We start from the raw sequence: 18,943 nt of genomic DNA, 5'->3' as shown, positions 1-18,943 counted from the left end.
CAATGGAAAATCAGATTTTTGCTTTAGATATCGGTACAAGAACCGTTACTGGAATCATTTTAGAAAAACATCAAGAGAAATATACGGTTGTTGATTACATAGTAAAAGAACATCGTGATCGGTCGATGCTTGATGGACAAATACATAATGTCATAGCAGTTGCTGACGTAATAAGAGAGGTGCGCGAGGAACTGGAAGAGCGCAACGACACTACATTACATAAGGTTTATGTAGCAGCTGCAGGAAGATCCCTTAAAACAGTAGAATCCTCAGCGATTATTCCACTTAATCAACAAATAATTAACGAGCAAGAGACCATTAAGCATCTTGAGCTTAGTGCCGTGCAAACAGCCCAAGTGAAACTGGCAGAGCTTGAAAAGGATAATGATTACTCCAATTACTATTGTGTTGGCTATTCTGTCCTTCAATATACCATTGATGATGAAAAAATCGGTTCCCTTATTGATCAAAGCGGGGAAGCTGCAGCTGTCGAAATTATTGCTACCTTCCTGCCTAAAGTCGTCGTTGAATCATTACTTGCAGCACTTGCACGCGCAGATTTGGAGATGGAAGCATTAACGTTAGAACCGATAGCAGCAATCCACATATTAATTCCAGAATCGATGAGAAGGTTAAATGTGGCATTAGTTGACATCGGTGCAGGAACAAGCGATATCGCGATTACTGATCGGGGAACGGTCGTTGCTTACGGAATGGTGCCAGTTGCAGGTGACGAAATAACCGAAGCGATTAGTGACCAATATTTACTCGACTTTCCAGAGGCTGAACAGACGAAGAGAAGAATCGTCAATAATGGAAAAGACACGGTAAAAGACATTTTAGGATTTGAGACAGTCATTACATATGAAAACTTAGTGAAAGATGTAAAAAGTCAAGTCAAAAAGCTGGCAAAATCGATCACGAAGGAAATATTCCAATTAAATGGAAAAGCACCAAAAGCAGTAATGCTAATCGGCGGTGGGAGCCTGACACCAGAATTGCCAGCGATTCTAGCAGAGAAATTAGAGCTTCCAGCCAATCGGGTCGCTGTACGGGGAATTGATGCAATCCAAAATCTAGTGCAAAATGATAGTATTCCAAGCGGTCCTGATTTCGTTACCCCGATTGGTATCGCCATCGCTGCCAAACAAAATCCAATTCACTATATCAGTATCCAAGTAAATGAAAAAGTAATTCGTTTATTCGAAATGAAACAATTAACCGTTGGCGATTGTCTTGTGCAAGCAGGAATCGTGATCAATAAATGGTACGGGAAACCCGGAAGTGCCTCAATCATTAAGCTTAATGGACAAGTAATTACGCTACCTGGAGAATATGGTACGTCACCAGTAATCACGCTTAATGGACAAACTGCACGCGTGGAGGATTTCGTCCATCATCAGGACAAGATTTCGATTTCAAAAGGAACAGATGGTAATGCTGCAACCGTAACGTTAGGTGAACTGATTGGCGAATTACCAACACTTAAGATTCAATTTAATCAGCAGCCTACAGAAATAAAGCCAACTGTCTATGTTAATAAGATGAAACAAACGAAAGACTATTTCGTACAGGATAATGAAGACATCGTAATTAGGGAAATCAAAACGATAGAGGATTTTCTCGCTAATAGAAGCAATCATATGGTTAACGAAACAGAATTATTTAGTGTCTATATCAATAATGAATCTGTAAATCTTGAAGTTGGATCAACACAGTTTTATCTTAATGAAAGAGAAGTAAGCATTACTCATCCATTACGGCAGTTTGATCGACTTATAATTAGTAACGCAAAAACACCAGCCGTAAGTGATTTATTAGCAACGCTAGACCAAGAGTATTGGCAAACAATTGATATCACCTTTAATAGTGCGTCTGTTCAATTAAAACAGCCTGTCCTACATGTTCTGCGTGATGGGATGGAGTTACGAGAAGATAATATCATCAATAGACTAGACCAGCTGCAAATACAGAAACGTTCGCCTGAGAGCTTTATATTCCAAGATGTATTTCGTTATGTAGATATTAACCTAAACAAGATTAGCGGCAAATTTAAGCTATACAAAAACAATGAACCAACAAGCTTTGATCAGCCAATTAAAAATGGCGATGCGCTGGAACTCAAATGGGATTAAGTTAGGAAACGCAATATAATTTGGCAGCTAAAAATAGAGCTACAGCATAAATCATGCTGTAGCTCTACTACTTTCACTTATTTTTGTTGTTGGGGTACTTTATTTTGAACTTTAGCCGATGCTTTTTGAGTTGATGCATTCACATTTTTTGCAGCTTCTTGAGTTTTAGCATTTGTATTTTTTGCTGCTTCTTGTGTTTTTTGATTTACATTTTTTGCTGCTTCTTGTGTTTTTTGATTTACATTTTTTGTTACTTCTTGAGTTTTCTCATTAGCAGTTTTCGTTAAGTCTTCCGCTTTTTCATTCACATTTTTTGCTAATTCCTCTGATTTATTGCTGACATTTTTACTTAACTCTTTCGTCTTGTCAGCAACAGTTTTCGTTAAATCTTGTGTTTTCTGCGCAACATTTTTTGTTACTTGTGATGTAGTATCCATTGCTTTTTTACGCAAATCAGAGCCAGTAGTGAATGCTTTCTCTTTCCAATCAGAACCTTTTTCTTGCGCAATATCTTTCCACTCACTTGCACGATATTTCATTTGAGTTGCACCCTGATTAATGTCTCCTCTTAATTGTCTGCCTGATTTTGGAGCAAATAATAATGCTACAGAAGCACCTACAATCGTTCCAACTAACGTTCCAATGATAAAGTCTTTTGTATTAATATTATCAGCCATTTCTATTCCTCCTAAGGTTTTTATTTAGTTTTATTTTTTCTATTGCTAACAAAATCAAAGATGGTTGCTCCCCATTTTACTGCCTCAGCAGCTTTAGCCTGGTCTTCTCTAGATGTTCGTGAAATACTTTCGGAAAGATTATTCAAAGCTTCATTGAATCCTTTTACCGATTCCCCAACACCTCTCGCACCATCAAAGAGATTATCTAACTTTGATGACTTCTTATTCATATCATCTGCTAATTGATTCGTTTTATTAAGTAATTCTGTAGTTTCTGTCGTAACACCTTGAATTTGTGTCTCTAACCCTTTTAATGTAGTAGACACTTCACCCATAGTTTCTTTCGCTGCCTTCAATGTAATGATGACATAAATTACTAAAACTACAAATGCTATGGCTGCAATAATCGCAGCAAGATACAACATGACTTCCACGTAAGATTCAACCCCTTTTTCGTAAAAATATAGTTAGACTAGTGCAATTGGAATAAATAGTTGCCATAAGCATCTGTTATTACAACACTTACTAAGTATTTCCCTCTCGCTAGATTGATTAAACATATGTAGGGTAATTTCCATTTGCAAACCTATTCATTCATATCCCTAGTATATATCTTTTCTTAATTTTTATCGAGAAAAAGGGTAAATAATTGTTAAGTATGAATAAAAAGGCTCATTTCTTATTTTTCTCTGTAAACTGTAACAAAATCAATCCCTAACCGTCGTGCACCCTACGTTATGTAGCGATAAGCTTATACCAATATTATGAACAAACTAAAAAAGACACGATTTCCGCTATTTCTAGAGAATTCGTATCTTTTTCAACTATTATTAAATTATTAATATGTTTTAGTCACTAATTTTGTACAGTGTCATTTTTCAACTTTTCTTCATACGCGCGTTGGAACTTCTGAATGTCTCCCGCACCCATAAAGATTAATACCGAATCCTCATACGCTTGCAACACTTCTGTATGTTCGATATCCAGTATTTCACTGCCTTCAATTAATGCTTGCAGGTCATCGATTGTTAAATTACCTGAATCTTCTCTCGCTGAGCCGAAGATATCACAAAGATATACTTGATCTGCACCGTTTAAACTATCCGCAAATTCCTGTAAAAATGTTTTAGTTCTAGAGAACGTATGCGGCTGGAAAATTGCCACTATTTCTTTCCCTGGATATTTTTTTTGTGCAGATTCTATCGTTGCAGAGATTTCTTTCGGATGATGTGCATAATCATCAATTAATACTTGATCCCGGACTTTCTTTTCAGAGAATCTACGTTTTACACCTTGGAAGGTATATAACTTCTTAATATCATCCGCGTCAATTCCCTCGTAATGACAAATCGCAATTACAGAAAGAGAGTTCAATACATGATGGTTGCCATACATTGGTATGGTAAAATGATCATAGTACGTGTTGCGCACAAATACATCAAAAGATGTTCCATTGTCCGTCTCTTTCACGTTTTGCGCTTGGAAATCATTTGTTGGTCCAAATCCATAATAAAGTACAGGTACCTTCGCCTGTATTTGCTGCAGCACTTCATCGTCTCCACAAGCGACGATTCCTTTTTTCACACGATCTGCCATTGACTGAAATGCATCGAATACATCATCAATGCTCGTGAAATAGTCAGGGTGATCAAAGTCAATATTCGTCATGATTGCATAGTCTGGTTCGTAACTTAAGAAATGACGGCGATATTCACATGCCTCGAAAACAAAATAACTGCTATCAACGTGACCACTACCAGTCCCATCACCAATTAAATAAGAAATTGGATAGGATTCACCTAATACATGAGCGAGCAGCCCCGTTGTCGAGGTTTTACCATGTGCACCTGTGACCGCGATGCTCTTAAATTGCTTTAACCATTCCCCTAAGAAATCATGGTAACGGTAAAATGTACAGCCTATCCTTTTAGCCTCTTCAATTTCCATATGATCATCGGGAAACGCATTCCCAGCAATAACCGTAAAGTCTTCTTTTATATTTTCTGTAGAAAACGGTAAAATCGGTATATTTTTGTCTTCCAATGCTTGTTGGGTAAAGAACTTCTTTTCAACATCAGAACCTTGCACTTTTTCTCCAGAGTCAAACAGAATTTGCGCAAGTGCGCTCATACCTGTACCTTTAATACCAATAAAATGGTAAGTTGTCATAAAACGAACCTCCAACTTGTTCATCAAAAAGAATTAATTTTATAGTCGGATAATGTTCACGACCAAGTTACATTATACCAAAAAACATATAAGTGTAAACTATAAAATTCCTATTCGGTTACCTCGTGGTATTCAACATTTTCTAAACGAGGGTTTGGTCTAAAGCGACGACCTTCTTTCGCTTCTGGTGCGCCGTTAAAAATAACAAGATCACCAGTGAAGCCAATATTAAGATGGAGTAAGCTTCTGCCAACACCATACATATCAACTGGTACACCTTGATTCTCGAATTCTTTAATTCGATCGTACGTGAAGCCACCCGTCACCATAATCTTCACATGCTGGTAGCCTTCTTCATCCAATGCTTTTCTTAATGCAAATAACAGTTCCGGATTTACACCTCTTGGATCAAATGTGCCCATTAAATGATAGTTTCTTAAGAAATATTTATCCACTAACGTTCGAGACGTATCAAGTCTTACCGATTTTAATTCATCACCAAATTCCCTTGCTACTTTTAATGAGTCAGTTACAACATCATTATTATAGTCTACAAGTGCTGCAAGTTCGTCATTCGGAAAAGTTTCATGGTATGCCTTTGTTGCTGCTACAACATCACCGCGGAACATTTGAATCAATGCATGTGGCATTGTTCCCATTCCTTCTTTGCCCCACCATTCATTCATCGCATTTGTTGCTTGTGCCTTTGAACCACCAATATAGGCTGCATAACCATCGCCAGCTTGAGTCGTATAATGATCATCACGATCGCCCATAAAGATGACTGGTTTATGTGTACCAGAAATTTGCGCGGCTTTTACCACATTGTATACATTTGTTGCTACAGATGTTCTTCTGGCTAATATCCCATCGATGATTCCCTCTAAGAAACCAAATTGCTGGTATGCGCCGGAAATGGTTAATACCGTCTCATATGGTGTAATCTTGTCGCCATCCTTTAATGACTTAATTTCTAATGTCTCAGGCTTATCTGCAAAAGTGTGAAGCAATGCGATGACCTCATCTGTCCCACATAATACAGCATCTTCCTTTTGAAAAAACTGCATCGTTACATAGTTATTGGGAATCTTTTCCTCTGCAATCTTCTTCGTTTTTAAGAAATATACAGCTGAAAACCAGCCTTCCTTAATTCGTTCATCAAATTTAAACGTTTTATTTGTTAATCGATCAAGTTTCCCTGCTAATTTTAAGTCGATTTCTTTCATCATTTGCTTCTCCTTTGTATCGCGTCTCTGATACTACCATCATATATAGTAACATAAAAATTTACAAATAGTTTACATCTCTTCTAGCTGTGAAGGTGTGACTAAGACTTCTCTTGGTTTGCTACCATTTTGACCAGAGATAATGCCTCGACTTTCCAATGTATCGATTAACCGTGCCGCACGATTGTAACCTATTTTAAAATGACGTTGTAATAACGATGTACTTGCACTATTTTGTCTAAGGACAAATTGGATTGCTTCCTGTAATAATTCATCCTCTTCCTCATCAACTGCAACTTGTTCAAGCAATTGTTCTTGTTCAAATAAATAATTCGGTTCTGCAAGGGTTCTAGCATAATTCGTCACACGCTCGATTTCCTCGTCAGATACGAAAGGTCCTTGCAACCTCACTGTCTTCCCTGCTCCGTTCTCTGCAAATAACATGTCCCCTTTACCGAGCAGCTTCTCCGCACCACTGACATCGATAATCGTTCGTGAATCGATTTGGGATGATACACTAAACGCAATTCTAGTTGGGATATTTGCTTTGATTAATCCTGTAATAACATCAACTGAAGGTCGCTGGGTTGCTAGAATTAAATGGATCCCGCATGCTCTAGCTTTCTGTGCAATTCGACTAATCGAATCTTCTACATCTTGTGGAGATGACATCATTAAATCAGCTAATTCATCAATGACAATGATAATAAACGGCATTTTTTTATCTCTACGCCCTTGTTGCGTCACCTTTTTATTGTAGCGCTCAATATCGCGAACCCCTTCATGAACGAATCTTTCATAACGATCCTCCATCTCCGTAACAGCCCATTTCAAGCTCTGGGTGGCAGCTTTCACATCCGTAATAACTGGCGCAACTAAGTGAGGGATGCCATTATACGGTGCAAGCTCTACCATTTTCGGGTCAATTAATAAGAATTTAACATCATCATAGTTTGCTTTATAAATGAGACTTATTAGAATCGTATTAATACAGACACTTTTACCCGATCCAGTCGCACCAGCAATTAAACCATGTGGCATTTTCTGGATATTCGTTATAGCCGGCTCTCCCTCAATACTTAAACCAAGCGCAATCGTTAGTGGCGACGTTGCTTTTTTAAAGTCTTCTTTTTCAAATATTTCCTGCAGTCCGACCATTTGCGCCTTAAGATTCGGTATTTCTATTCCAACGGTATTCTTTCCAGGTATTGGTGCCTCAATCCGAATATCTCTTGCTGACATATTGAGCTTTAAATCATCACTTAAGCTTTTTATTTTACTTACTTTAACCCCTAGCTCAGGGTGGACTTCAAACCTTGTTACTGATGGACCTTGGGTTGCTTTTACAACTCTAGCTTGAACATTAAAGTGTGTTAATGTCTGTTCGAGTAATGCTTTCTGGTTTTCCACCCAAACATAATTTTCATCGCTCTTCGGAACAGGATCATTTAATAAATGATCTGGAAGATACGTTTCCTTTTTCTCTACCTGCTCTACTACTTGCACTGTACTCATTGGAATATTACTGCTAGCATCCTGCTGCTTTGATGCTGTATTGCTCGTTGTTGGAATCCGATTTTCTTCACGTTTTCCTACTTGGTTTGGTTTTGATACTTCCTTTTCTTGCATAGAAGCATGATTCCGGTCATTTTCTTCATTTGCTAACCGTTTGCGTCTGTCGAATAAATTCTTCTTATCTCTCGGTGTCATCATAACGTTGAATGGTGTCTTATTTTCTACACGTTGATTATCCGACCGCTCTATTTGACTAACATTGGATGGTGCAGGTTTATCATCCTTTTTACGAATAATATCCTCCTGCTTAATCTCATCTGGTACTTGACCATCCTTCTGCTTGCTTTCCTGAGTTATTTGGTGATTTTCCTGCTTACTTTCTTCAAAGACCTTTTGTTCTTGCTGTTCCATTAAGGAATCTGCAGTAACACTGCTGCTTTCTCTTATTTCTGGAACGATTACAAGCTTCGTTTCTGTTGGTTTTTCTAGTTGTTTTTCTACTGTACTCGCAATTTGATCCGTTTGTGCCGCTATTTCATCTTTTCGCATAAATGCTGGTACATCATCAATCTCATCTTTTTTCCTTTTCTGTAATCCATAGATTGGGGATGGAACCTCTGACACTTTGAAAGGTGTATCTGTTTTTTTATATACTTTATTACTTATCTTTTCAGGTTCTTGCTGTTTCCTGACTATTTTTTCTTCCTTTTTTCTTTGATAAGCAGGAGTCTCTTTCCTTTTGTAGGAAGAGGTTTCTTTCTGTTGATAAACAGGTATATCTCTTTGCTTCTTCTCCACTCTCTCATCTGGGATTACAGGAAACCGAAAAGAAGATTTCTTTGGATATTGATACGTCATCCTAGCCTTCACGTTAGAGGCTGGATGGTTCTTAGAGACTTCCTCTTCAGAATGCTCTTCTTCTTCTCCGAATAGACTTTTGAATTTATTTTTCCATTGTTCCCACATATGTATTCACTCATTTCTATTTCCATAAAATCATTAATTTCTATTTTATCATTTTTTACCGTTTCATGTAGCCTATCTTTACGAATTGATTAAGATGTACTATTTTTACTGTTTTGTTGGTTGAAACTATCAATCCGTAAAAAAACAACCCGAACTGTTAAGCTTGGGTTGTCGATTATTATTAGAAAACTTGGTTGTCCCAAGTCTTTGGGTGACAACCTTAGTTGCACTTATTCGTTAAGAAAGTCGCTATACTTTCTTACATTAAAACTTAAATTCTTCTCCAACAGTATAGGAATCGTCAAGCACATAAATCCCTTTTTCCGTTGGTGCGTTCGGTAAGCCTAGTTCTTTTTGCGAACAAATCATACCATTAGATGGGACACCCCTAAGTTCTGATGGTTTAATTTGCAGTCCGCTCGGCATTGTTGCACCAACCTTTGCAACCACAACTTTTTGATTTGCATCCACATTTGGTGCGCCACAAACGATTTGCAGTAGCTCCTCTTCACCAACATCTACTTGACAAACACTCAATTTATCCGCATTTTCATGTGGTCCCTTACTCACGACATAGCCAACAACAAATTTGGGACTTAAATCAAATTCAAGTGCATCATCCAAGTTATTTTTTGCAAATAATGTCTTTAGTTGCTCCAGTAATTCTGTCGTTAAACGAATTGCTCCGGTACCTTGAAGTTCTAAGTATTTAGAAGCTTGGAAAATATTATAACCAAGAATACTGCCATCTGTAGATGTGATTTTTGTAATATCACCATATGCTTCCTGTTTAATTTCGTATCGATCTCCGTCTTTTATCGGAATCAACAAGCAATCGCCAATTCCATTTGGATTGTAAAATACATCCATTTAATTCATCCTTCCTAATCTTTTACTGGACGATTTTTAGCGAGAATAAAGATCGGTTCCAATTTTTTATCTTCATAGATAAATGGTAGTGACGTAATTGGAATTCGCCCTTCCGCAAAAAACTTCATCGTCATTTGTGCTAATATATCATACCCTGTATTATTACGAATGTCAGCAAGAATCAATACATCCTGGTGTGGCACTGCAACAGCCAGGTCTCCATCAGTATTTGCTTTCATCTCTTCTAAAAATGCTTCATTCAAAATTCGACTTGCGTCATAGCCGTCCTGTGTTGCTATAAAATAAAAGTCATTTTCCGCAACCGTATCTTTTTTTGCCTCTGTTGACAGTGAACGGACATTGAAGCTGGCAATTTCATCGATTCTTTCTTTCCCCCAGCCTTCTTTTGCAAGCAAGTCTTCATCAATCAATTGATATGATTTCCCTAAATCAAGGGCATAAAAAATACGCGTTTCCGCAGTATGGTCTTTTGTTATCAATTGATTGCCACGCTTCGTCTCTGTTGGAAATGAACTAGAACGAATAACAGGGAAAATATGCTTCTCCATTCCTGCTAGCTCATGTTCCTCATTCATAATCCGTAATGCCTCTGTCACGTGATCCTCAAGTTCATCAAGTGCAGCTTCACCACGCTCCTGAAACTTGCCAATTACACTCGGCAAGGATATAGTCATCCCGCGTTTTGATTCCTTCCACTCGATTCGAAGTGTGTCCTTATCGCGATTAAAGGAGATGTAGTAAGCATCATTTGCAAAGCGCTTTTGCAGCCTATTTTTCATTTGAAAGCTTGTCATTTTCATGATCCTGTTTCCCTCCTTTTCGAAAACAGATTCTTATTTTGGACTAAGCAGATAATCCTTCAATAAAGCTTATGATTTCTTCTTTTGTTTTACGGTCCTTACTTACAAATCTTCCCGCTTCTTTTCCATCTTTATAAGCTAAAAAGCTAGGAATTCCCATAACACCATGTTCTTGACAAATTTCAATGAACTTATCACGGTCTACGTGGACAAATGTATATTCTGGAAATGCTGCTTCAATTTCAGGAAGATCTAGTTCAATATATCGACAGTCTCCACACCACTCTGCAGAAAACATCATAACTACATTTTCATTTTTTGCTAATTCATTATATTGTTCGATTGATTCTAATTGTTGCATCCTTGGTCAACTCCTTTTTATAGGCAGGTCCAAATTTTTACGAACTAAGCCTTTTTCATATAATAACTTTGTTTACGCTACGTTTCAATTGATATGCACATTACCTTTCTGTACTGATGAATTTAGCCATCTTCATCATTTCAAGTGCATCCTTATCTAGCTTCGCCTTAGTAGTGTAGGTTGTGATTTTCACCCCACCTACGCCAATTTGTAATTCATAACCTTCCCCATCATCAGCAAGAATTCGAATATACCCAAAGTTATCTTCATCCTTGAATGATTCGATTGCCAATGCTTCTTCAGCTTGTGCTGCATGATAATTTAATTTACTATTGCTATCTTCAATAACATTATGGAATACAATAAATGTTTGATCCCCATTTTCTAATATAAGGTTGGTTTTATCACCACTTTGAACTTCTAAGTTCGCTGGAAGATAAAGTAATTGTTCGTTCACTTCATGATTTGCTTTAATTGGAGTTTGATCTTCAAATGCTAGTTTTGCCGTCTCTTTCGCGTCCTGAATAGCATTTTCCTCCGATTTCAAGCTACAGCCACTAAGAACCAATACTATTAAAAGGGATGTAATAATTCCCCTAATATATTTCCTCAACAAGCTCGCCTCCTCACTTAGTACTTTTATACCATTTCATATCTTACTAGAGATTTACGCCAATTTAAACCCTTGACTTAGGAAGTTTGCGTGCAAATCATTTGCAATTTTTCCATGTTTCGCTACGATTAGGATAAATTACAAGGAAAATGGAGGGATAGTTATGGAATTTATCGTTTATTTAGCGGGACAAATTCATGACGATTGGAGAGATAAATTAATTGAATTGGTAAAAGCACGAGAATTACCATTTACCTTTGTTTCTCCGCAGACTAATCATGATCGTTCGGACAATATTGGGGAAGATATTTTAGGAAATCAGCCTTCGAATCTTTATAAAGATGATGCAGCATCATCAATTAATAACTTCAGAACAGAAGTATTATTACAGAAAGCAGATATTGTCATCGCACTATTTGGTGACCAGTATCGCCAATGGAATACTGCTATGGACGTAAGTACAGCAATATCAATGAACAAACCTACTATTATTATTCGGCCGGAATCCTTAATTCATCCGCTGAAGGAACTTTCTAATAAAGCAAATGTAACCGTTGATACCGTAGAACAGGCACTCGATGTGTTGGCGTATATTTTCGAATAAGCCAGTTAACTAAAGATTGTAGTATTTCCCAAGCTAAGATAAGAATGAGTAGCTAATATAAATTGTGAACATGTGGCTTCAAATGTGTCTTCAAACCTAGACAGTCGTTGCAATTTACACATGAGTCTCATATATACTGCTACAATCAATGGTGATAGTTAGTGGGTTTGTCATTCTTTTGTTTCTAGATTCTACTCTATTTTCAGCGGAAGAAATACACGAAGACTCCTCGAAAATTAAGGACAATTTTCTTCGTGCGATGTAATGCTGCCGAAGCTTTCCTTGTCCTGCGGGAAGAAGAGCCTAGGTGAGACTTCAAAGTGCGACAGCACTAGAAGGCTCACCAGCTCCCCGCGGAAAGCGTAGTGTATTTCTGGAGCGACGGCCAAGGACACAATATCATCCTAAGTAAGTTCGCTGTTTATATAAATACAACAAAAGTTGATGAATCTAGTTTAGATAAAGAGCAGCTAAGATTATATCCTTGCTGCTCTTTATTTCCAGTACTCCCATTGCCCACGAAGCAGCTTTACAACATGAGCAAACATTTCTTTTCTAGAAACGAGATCATTTGTGAAGATTCCGATCGTTCCCTCGTGGGTACTAACTTCTTTCCGGTTTGCATAATCATCCATAATATCCCCTAGTTCAAAGCCATTTTTCAGTGATTCGACTATTTCCTTCGGCAATGCAATTCGTGCGCCACTGGCTGTGTGGACTTGCCAATCTTCCGAGACCAACGCACCCCAATTACATAAATATAATGTATCGTCAATAAACATCACACCACCCTCAAGACCGATCCCAATTCCGTTTGTCGTAGATTTCCTGCATTCCATCGCTCGATTAATTGCCCCTTGCCTCGTTTCCTCATCGGAAAACGGTTGTGCGGGTACATTTGACTCTGCAGTAATAGCAATCACTTGATCACCTTCGAATATCTCTGCAACAGCTTTAACTTTTGTCGGATTTTTTGAGCCAATTATTATCTCCATTTATACAGCTCCCTTAAAAATAGCTGCCACCCTGTTGGTGACAGCTAATCGTTATGATAGTTTAGTTCGCATTTAAAATGTGATCTACTGTATTTTTATCTGTCTGTTTCACTAACTTCACAAGTAGCTCCTTCGCTGCTGCGTAATCATCAATATGAATAATAGATGCAGCTGTATGAATGTAACGTGAACAAATTCCAATTACAGCTGTTGGTACACCATCACCACTTAGATGGATTTTCCCGCCATCAGTACCGCCTTGTGAAATAAAATATTGATATGGTATGTTATTGGATTCTGCTGTATCAAGCACGAATTCGCGCATACCTTTATGGGTGATCATCGTCCGGTCAAAAATTCTCAGCAATGCACCTTTTCCTAACTGACCGAATGCTGTTTTATCACCTGATGCGTCATTTGCAGGAGAGGCATCTAGAACATATGCAATATCAGGCTTTATCATATTTGTTGAAACTTGCGCACCACGTAAGCCAACCTCTTCTTGTACCGTTGCACCAGAATACAATTGGTTCGGAAGCTTTTCTCCTTGCAGTTCTTTTAAGAGCTCAATCGATAAGCCACATCCGTATCGGTTATCCCATGCTTTAGCAAGAATTTTATTACTGTTTGCCATCGGCTGAAATGGTGTGATTGGTACGATTGAATCTCCAGGCCTCACGCCTATTTTCTTTACATCTTCCCGATCATCTGCACCGATATCGATTAACATATTCTTAATTTCCATCGGCTTATTCCGTTGTGCATCTGTTAAAAGATGTGGTGGTATTGAACCAATTACACCAATTACCGGGCCATTTGCCGTCATAATTTGCACGCGTTGAGCAAGCAATACCTGACTCCACCAACCGCCTAGAGGCTGAAAACGAATCATTCCATTTTCTGTAATTTGCGAGACCATGAACCCAACTTCATCCATATGTCCAGCAACCATAACCTTTGGACCGTCTCCATGCTTCACACCAAAGACACCACCAAGATTATCTTGGATTACTTCATCTGCATATTTCGTTAATTCTTCTTTCATAAATGCTCGAACAAGATGTTCATTTCCTGATGCACCTTGTAATTCTGTTAAATTTTTAAATAGGTCTAATGTCTCTTGTTTCATCTAATTCCCTCCACTTTATCTATGTATGTCCTCATTATAACGGAAAGCGATTCTAATTTTCCACTTCTTTCCACGATTAGAGAAATTCCCCTTATGCCTTCGTAACATTTTCAATTTTACATATTATATTGTATACTATTTACTAATAGACACGGCAATTTACTAATTATAATCCTAAAGTAGGTGAATGGAATGAAAAAAAGAAATATTGTTCTCGCACTCGGAATAGGCGCTGCAATTGGCTACTTGACGAAGCAGCAAGTTGATACCTATCAGAAGATTTCTCCTGAAAGAGCATTACATAATGCAAAGGAAGCATATAAGAAAAACGGACCAATTAGTGGTTCATGGATTTATATGAAACCAGAAGAAATTGAAAAAAACGGGCTCGTCTTTAACGCATATCGTGGTGGAATTACACGAAGTATCGACGGAGAAAACAAGCAATATGAATTTTATGTTGATTTGGATACGGGCGGCATAATCGAATCCGTACAAACTGCTTAAATGAAACGTAATTGAAATCGGCACAATCGCCGATTTCTTTTTACTTATATGAATAGCGTACACGCTCTACTTCTGCAATCTTTTCTCCAGAATGATTAAATTTTATTGCACGATAATAGGCATCATGATAAAACGTATACCATGCCTCTTTACGATAGCCAAAAGCCATCCAGTTTTCCTTCTCATGTACAGAGGTCACTGGATAATCATCATATGCAAGTACCCATAATTTATTATGATGTGCATATGTCGGCATAAGGTCGGCCATATGAATGAAACAATCTTCCCCATCTTCGAAGACAAGAATCGAATGCCCTTCACTATGTCCTCCAGTATGAATTAAACGTAAACCAGAAACAATCTCAATTTCATCAGCGAAAGTTACCACTTGATCCTCAACCGGTTGCCAGTTGCTTTCAAAATAGGTGTTCACTGAGCGAATATTTGGGTTGCGCATCTCATTCCACTCAATTGCAGATGTGTAGATTGTTGCATGTTTAAATTGAGATATATAAGTGTCTTCCCCTACTTTATTCGTCAAACCATTCGCATGATCATAATGTAAATGTGTCATTAGAACTGCATCAATATCATCAACCGATAACTCGAGTTTAGCTAACGACTCATCAATGGAGGCTTGTTCAATTACACCAAAATTTCGTAATTGCTTTTCCGTTAGTTTGTTGTTTCCAATCCCTGATTCGATTAGAAAATGCCTGCCATCAATTTGTAAAAGAATCGGATCTGCCCTTAGTTCGATCTGGTTTTTCTCATTATGCGGGTATTTCTTTCCCCACAATGCTTTAGGTACAACTCCAAACATTGCTCCACCATCAAGAAATGATACTCCGCCATTTAACCAAGTTAACTTTGCTCTCCCTACCTGTAAATGCTCCATTATGCCCTCCCCTTTCTTATTTCATTTCAAGTGTAACGAATAGGATACAATCAAGCAAACGCTATTTCTTTTTAACAGCTATTAAAAAAATCCGCCCAATGTCCATTTTGAACACCAAGCGGATGCGAATTGACAGCTGTTTATTCTTTTACAAAATCAATCGTACTTCTTACCGTATCAATTGGGCGAACCATTTTTTCAATCGACTCACGTTTAGGCTCTAAAAATGGAGGTAAAGATAATTTTTCCCCAAGCGTTTCATAAGGTTCATCTCCCATAAAACCAGGACCATCTGTTGCAAACTCAAATAAAATTTGTGGTGCAACTCTTGCGTATAATGACTCAAAAAAGTGACGATCTACATAACCTGATGTAGGAAGACCGAAGCTACTCATACGCTCAATCCACTCTTCCAATACAGCTCGATCCTCAACACGGAACGCTGCGTGATGCACGGTTCCGAACCCTTGGCGTGCAGGTGGTAAAACTACATTCTTCTCAACATAGATTTGCGCGCCATTGCCGCCTTCACCAACTTCAAATAAGTGCAATGATCCTTCTTGTGCAATCTCTTTAAATAAAAGAACCTTTTCTAATACTTCTTTGAAATAATCGTATTGTTCAATACGTACATGGATCGGTCCTAAACCTGTAATCGCATATTCAAGTGGCACTGGTCCTTTTTGCCATGGCGTACCTGACGCAATGCCTTTGTTATTTTCATCGGAAATCAATTGATATTGTTGGTCATCAAAATCGACAAAAGATAGTGTCTTTACACCAAATACCTCTTTAATCCCTGTATGCTTCACTTCTAGTCGGTCAAAACGTTTTACCCAATAGTCTAGTGCTGCATCTGTTGGAACACGGAAGGATGTTTTATAAATTTCATTCGTTCCATGCTCTCCCTTAGGTATTCCAGGAAAATCAAAGAACGTCATATCTGTTCCTGCACTCCCCTTATCATCCGCAAAAAACAAGTGATACGTTTGAATATCATCCTGGTTAACAGTTTTCTTTACTAAACGCATTCCTAATACATTCGTGAAAAATTTATAATTCTCTTCGGCACTACTCGTAATTGCCGTTACATGGTGCATCCCCTTTAAATGATTCATGGATCATACCTCCATTATTGTTAATTTATTTTTATTTAAAGTATCTTTAATTCAATATAAATATACAATGAAATAGGTAAGCTGTCAAATCAACTATTCTATATATTATTAAATTATCTTTTCGTAATAGAAGGAAAATTACGAATTAACGTTGAACTATACAATATGGGGTGATAATATGGAAAACGATATGGGTATAAATGAGAAGGCTTATACCACTAGCGAAATTGCAATTATGCTCGATATGGGTGTCACAACTGTGAGGAAATATGCGCAATATCTCGAAAAAGCTGGCTATGAATTTTTTAAGTCGAAGAATAATGCGCGATTATTTGTTGAAAGTGATATTATGGCGCTGCGATATTTAAAGGAATTAAGAGGAAAATCATCGATTTCAGTAGAACAAGCAACGAATATAGTGATTGAGAAGTTTAGTAAAGAAACGAACAGGGAAACAATACGAGAGAGTCCTCCAAGTGCACAACCAGCTAATAACCAATACGATGAATTAAAAGACATGATGGAAAACCAAAATGCTCTTATAAAAGAATTAGTCACCCGGTTAGATAAACAACAAGAACACATTAATAATCGTTTAAATGAACGTGATAAACAATTAATGCAAGTAATGAATGAGCGCTTGGAAACACAGCGATTAACTGCAGCATCGATAGAAGAAGCAAATGCGAAGGGAAAGCCTTCCTTCTTCAGTAGACTTCTTAGTAAAGTAAGATAATATATATATTGCTTTAACACTTATAATCCTGTATAATTTAAAGATTAACTAAAATATTTTTGTTTTAATACAACGATAGAAAGAGGTGGCATAAATGATTCAAGTTAATATTACAGTTCAATTTTCTGATCAGTATTATCATACAAATGTAATTACACATCGGGATTCAACGGAAGAGGAAATTTTCCAGCTTGCACTAAGTCAAGTTCAACAACAATGGAAGAAATAAAGATTAATACCAACCCAATTTGAATCGCCATTCCCCATGTGTCTACCACATCCTATGTACAATTGATTCAATTCAAAAGCTATTATACTTCATGACAAACACCTTAGGTAAATGCCGCGAGTAAAATACCAAAAGAAAATAGACCCTTATACAACTATATTTCCTAATTCTTTTTAATGAATATAATTCTATTTGGGTCTATTTTTTTATCATTACCTAACTTTCACAGAGTAAAAATAAAGTTTAGTCGAAACTACAAGATATAGTAAGTACGAATTCGTTATGTATACAAATAATTATTATTATTTTAGTAAGCATGATAGTCCAATCGTAAGATTTTTTAGTGAATTTTTTCAAATAAACAATAAAGCACCTCATATAATTAATCGAATTTTAGGGTAGCTGTGAAGAATCCAGCAATTTCAAAAATATCCTTTTATATGAATCCACCCCAGATGTTCACCTTTCAAGAGTAAATATTAATGGAGCAGTGCATGCTTATAATATTGTTTGCGATGATGTAAATAAAGGGGGATCAATATAACAACCAGATATTTTCCAATATGCAAAATTTCGAATAACCTCTGTAACAGAATCAGGAATTTTTCAGCTAAAGAAATTAGGTGTTATATAATATTTAAATTCACATTTACAAATCATAATAATTTTATGGAAAAACACTCTAGTCTACTAGGGTGTTTTTCATATGCAAGCCGATACTTTTTCAACATTTCTCTATTAATCCGCTAATTAAGCGAATATCAAATACTGAGATAATCGCTCATACTCTTTAATTTCCTTGGAATAGATTATATTTAGAACATGCTAATATCCGTTTAACAGGATGACTTATTCAGTCCTAATAAATAATATGTATGTTCTAAATAATTTAGAAAGGAGAAATATAATGTCACAACCAAACCTTCCAAATATCACTCCACAAATCACAGTTTCTCGCGATGATGCAATCAATCTATTATTGGCATCAATTGCTATGGAAGAATTAGGGCTTGCCCATATCATCAATGCTGAAGGAGAAAAAATTCAATTTGCTCTAGGAACATTACCTGGCGGACCTGAAGCTAGTTCGCTTGAAGATGTTCTATTAGTAAATGATAATGTTCAACAAATGCTTGAAATAGCTATGAAAAAAGAATTACTTCTAGACAATAAATTGAAAAATGTCACTAAAATTATCCCTCCTTCTTCAATCGGCCCTACTGGACCTACTGGGCCTCCAGGGGCTACGGGTGCGACCGGAGCTACGGGACCTACTGGGGCTACGGGACCTACGGGCGATCCAGGAGCCACTGGCGCTACAGGACCTACGGGTGCTACGGGACCTACGGGCGATCCAGGAGCCACTGGCGCTAC

At 37.3% G+C, this 18,943-nt stretch carries 19 protein-coding genes; 6 read left to right on the top strand and 13 right to left on the bottom strand.

The annotated features are described in order from the left end of the window. Window positions 1–2 precede the first annotated feature (2 nt). Window positions 3–2,135: a pilus assembly protein PilM gene (pilM, locus tag CWR45_RS01245; RefSeq protein ID WP_115747983.1), complete on the top strand. Its 2,133-nt coding sequence runs from the start codon at window positions 3–5 to the stop codon at window positions 2,133–2,135. A 77-nt stretch (window positions 2,136–2,212) separates the two neighbouring features. Here pilM and CWR45_RS01240 read toward each other — a convergent pair whose 3' ends face one another. The 9 genes from CWR45_RS01240 to CWR45_RS01200 form a co-directional block, all read right to left on the bottom strand. After that, window positions 2,213–2,812 carry a YtxH domain-containing protein gene (locus CWR45_RS01240; RefSeq protein ID WP_115747982.1) on the bottom strand — a complete coding sequence of 200 codons (600 nt, stop codon included), beginning with the start codon at window positions 2,810–2,812 and terminating at the stop codon, window positions 2,213–2,215. Between the two features lie 20 nt (window positions 2,813–2,832). After that, the gene (locus tag CWR45_RS01235) at window positions 2,833–3,237 is read right to left on the bottom strand and encodes a DUF948 domain-containing protein (RefSeq protein WP_342770080.1); all 405 of its coding nucleotides are present in this window, start codon (window positions 3,235–3,237) and stop codon (window positions 2,833–2,835) included. A 430-nt stretch (window positions 3,238–3,667) separates the two neighbouring features. After that, window positions 3,668–4,981 (bottom strand): UDP-N-acetylmuramate--L-alanine ligase, encoded by a 1,314-nt coding sequence (gene murC, locus CWR45_RS01230; RefSeq protein WP_115747980.1) that lies wholly within the window; start codon window positions 4,979–4,981, stop codon window positions 3,668–3,670. Between the two features lie 110 nt (window positions 4,982–5,091). Continuing rightward, window positions 5,092–6,207 (bottom strand): nicotinate phosphoribosyltransferase, encoded by a 1,116-nt coding sequence (locus CWR45_RS01225; protein ID WP_115747979.1) that lies wholly within the window; start codon window positions 6,205–6,207, stop codon window positions 5,092–5,094. 72 nt (window positions 6,208–6,279) lie between these two features. Beyond that, entirely contained in the window at window positions 6,280–8,688 is a 2,409-nt protein-coding gene (locus tag CWR45_RS01220; RefSeq protein ID WP_115747978.1) for a DNA translocase FtsK, read from the bottom strand. 264 nt (window positions 8,689–8,952) lie between these two features. After that, complete coding sequence (gene ytpR, locus CWR45_RS01215; protein WP_115747977.1) at window positions 8,953–9,558, bottom strand: YtpR family tRNA-binding protein; 606 nt, start codon at window positions 9,556–9,558, stop codon at window positions 8,953–8,955. A gap of 14 nt (window positions 9,559–9,572) precedes the next feature. Continuing rightward, the gene (locus tag CWR45_RS01210; protein WP_115747976.1) at window positions 9,573–10,379 is read right to left on the bottom strand and encodes a DUF1444 domain-containing protein; all 807 of its coding nucleotides are present in this window, start codon (window positions 10,377–10,379) and stop codon (window positions 9,573–9,575) included. A gap of 43 nt (window positions 10,380–10,422) precedes the next feature. After that, the gene (locus tag CWR45_RS01205) at window positions 10,423–10,740 is read right to left on the bottom strand and encodes a thioredoxin family protein (RefSeq protein WP_115747975.1); all 318 of its coding nucleotides are present in this window, start codon (window positions 10,738–10,740) and stop codon (window positions 10,423–10,425) included. A 100-nt stretch (window positions 10,741–10,840) separates the two neighbouring features. Next, a complete protein-coding gene (locus CWR45_RS01200) occupies window positions 10,841–11,353 on the bottom strand; it encodes a hypothetical protein (RefSeq protein ID WP_115747974.1) in 513 nt (170 codons plus the stop codon). A gap of 163 nt (window positions 11,354–11,516) precedes the next feature. On the opposite strand from CWR45_RS01200, the gene CWR45_RS01195 reads away from it, so the two are divergent. Continuing rightward, the gene (locus CWR45_RS01195; RefSeq protein ID WP_115747973.1) at window positions 11,517–11,957 is read left to right on the top strand and encodes a YtoQ family protein; all 441 of its coding nucleotides are present in this window, start codon (window positions 11,517–11,519) and stop codon (window positions 11,955–11,957) included. 494 nt (window positions 11,958–12,451) lie between these two features. On the opposite strand, the gene CWR45_RS01190 is transcribed toward CWR45_RS01195, so the two are convergent. Then, on the bottom strand, window positions 12,452–12,952 hold the full coding sequence (locus CWR45_RS01190) for a DUF84 family protein (RefSeq protein ID WP_115747972.1): 501 nt from the start codon (window positions 12,950–12,952) through the stop codon (window positions 12,452–12,454). A gap of 61 nt (window positions 12,953–13,013) precedes the next feature. Continuing rightward, on the bottom strand, window positions 13,014–14,081 hold the full coding sequence (locus CWR45_RS01185; protein ID WP_115747971.1) for a M42 family metallopeptidase: 1,068 nt from the start codon (window positions 14,079–14,081) through the stop codon (window positions 13,014–13,016). A gap of 192 nt (window positions 14,082–14,273) precedes the next feature. Here CWR45_RS01185 and CWR45_RS01180 point away from each other — a divergent pair, with 192 nt between their 5' ends. Further along, window positions 14,274–14,588, top strand: a complete 315-nt coding sequence (locus CWR45_RS01180; RefSeq protein WP_115747970.1) for a PepSY domain-containing protein — start codon at window positions 14,274–14,276, stop codon at window positions 14,586–14,588. A gap of 40 nt (window positions 14,589–14,628) precedes the next feature. Here the strand turns inward: CWR45_RS01180 and CWR45_RS01175 are convergent, their stop codons facing one another. Then, window positions 14,629–15,486, bottom strand: a complete 858-nt coding sequence (locus tag CWR45_RS01175; RefSeq protein ID WP_115747969.1) for a YtnP family quorum-quenching lactonase — start codon at window positions 15,484–15,486, stop codon at window positions 14,629–14,631. Window positions 15,487–15,626: 140 nt separating this feature from the next. Further along, a complete protein-coding gene (locus CWR45_RS01170; protein ID WP_115747968.1) occupies window positions 15,627–16,604 on the bottom strand; it encodes a ring-cleaving dioxygenase in 978 nt (325 codons plus the stop codon). Between the two features lie 178 nt (window positions 16,605–16,782). On the opposite strand from CWR45_RS01170, the gene CWR45_RS01165 reads away from it, so the two are divergent. From CWR45_RS01165 to CWR45_RS19665, 3 genes are all read left to right on the top strand, one after another. Beyond that, window positions 16,783–17,340 (top strand): DUF3967 domain-containing protein, encoded by a 558-nt coding sequence (locus tag CWR45_RS01165; protein WP_115747967.1) that lies wholly within the window; start codon window positions 16,783–16,785, stop codon window positions 17,338–17,340. 94 nt (window positions 17,341–17,434) lie between these two features. Then, window positions 17,435–17,569 (top strand): BA3454 family stress response protein, encoded by a 135-nt coding sequence (locus CWR45_RS01160; RefSeq protein WP_115747966.1) that lies wholly within the window; start codon window positions 17,435–17,437, stop codon window positions 17,567–17,569. A 907-nt stretch (window positions 17,570–18,476) separates the two neighbouring features. Then, window positions 18,477–18,943 (top strand): alpha-helical endospore appendage domain-containing protein (locus CWR45_RS19665; protein WP_484203121.1); only part of this gene is annotated, 467 nt, incomplete at its 3' end.

The sequence above is a fragment of the Oceanobacillus chungangensis genome, from assembly GCF_003369565.1.
Taxonomy (GTDB): domain Bacteria; phylum Bacillota; class Bacilli; order Bacillales; family Amphibacillaceae; genus Oceanobacillus; species Oceanobacillus chungangensis.
This window is presented reverse-complemented; position numbering and strand designations above follow the sequence as displayed.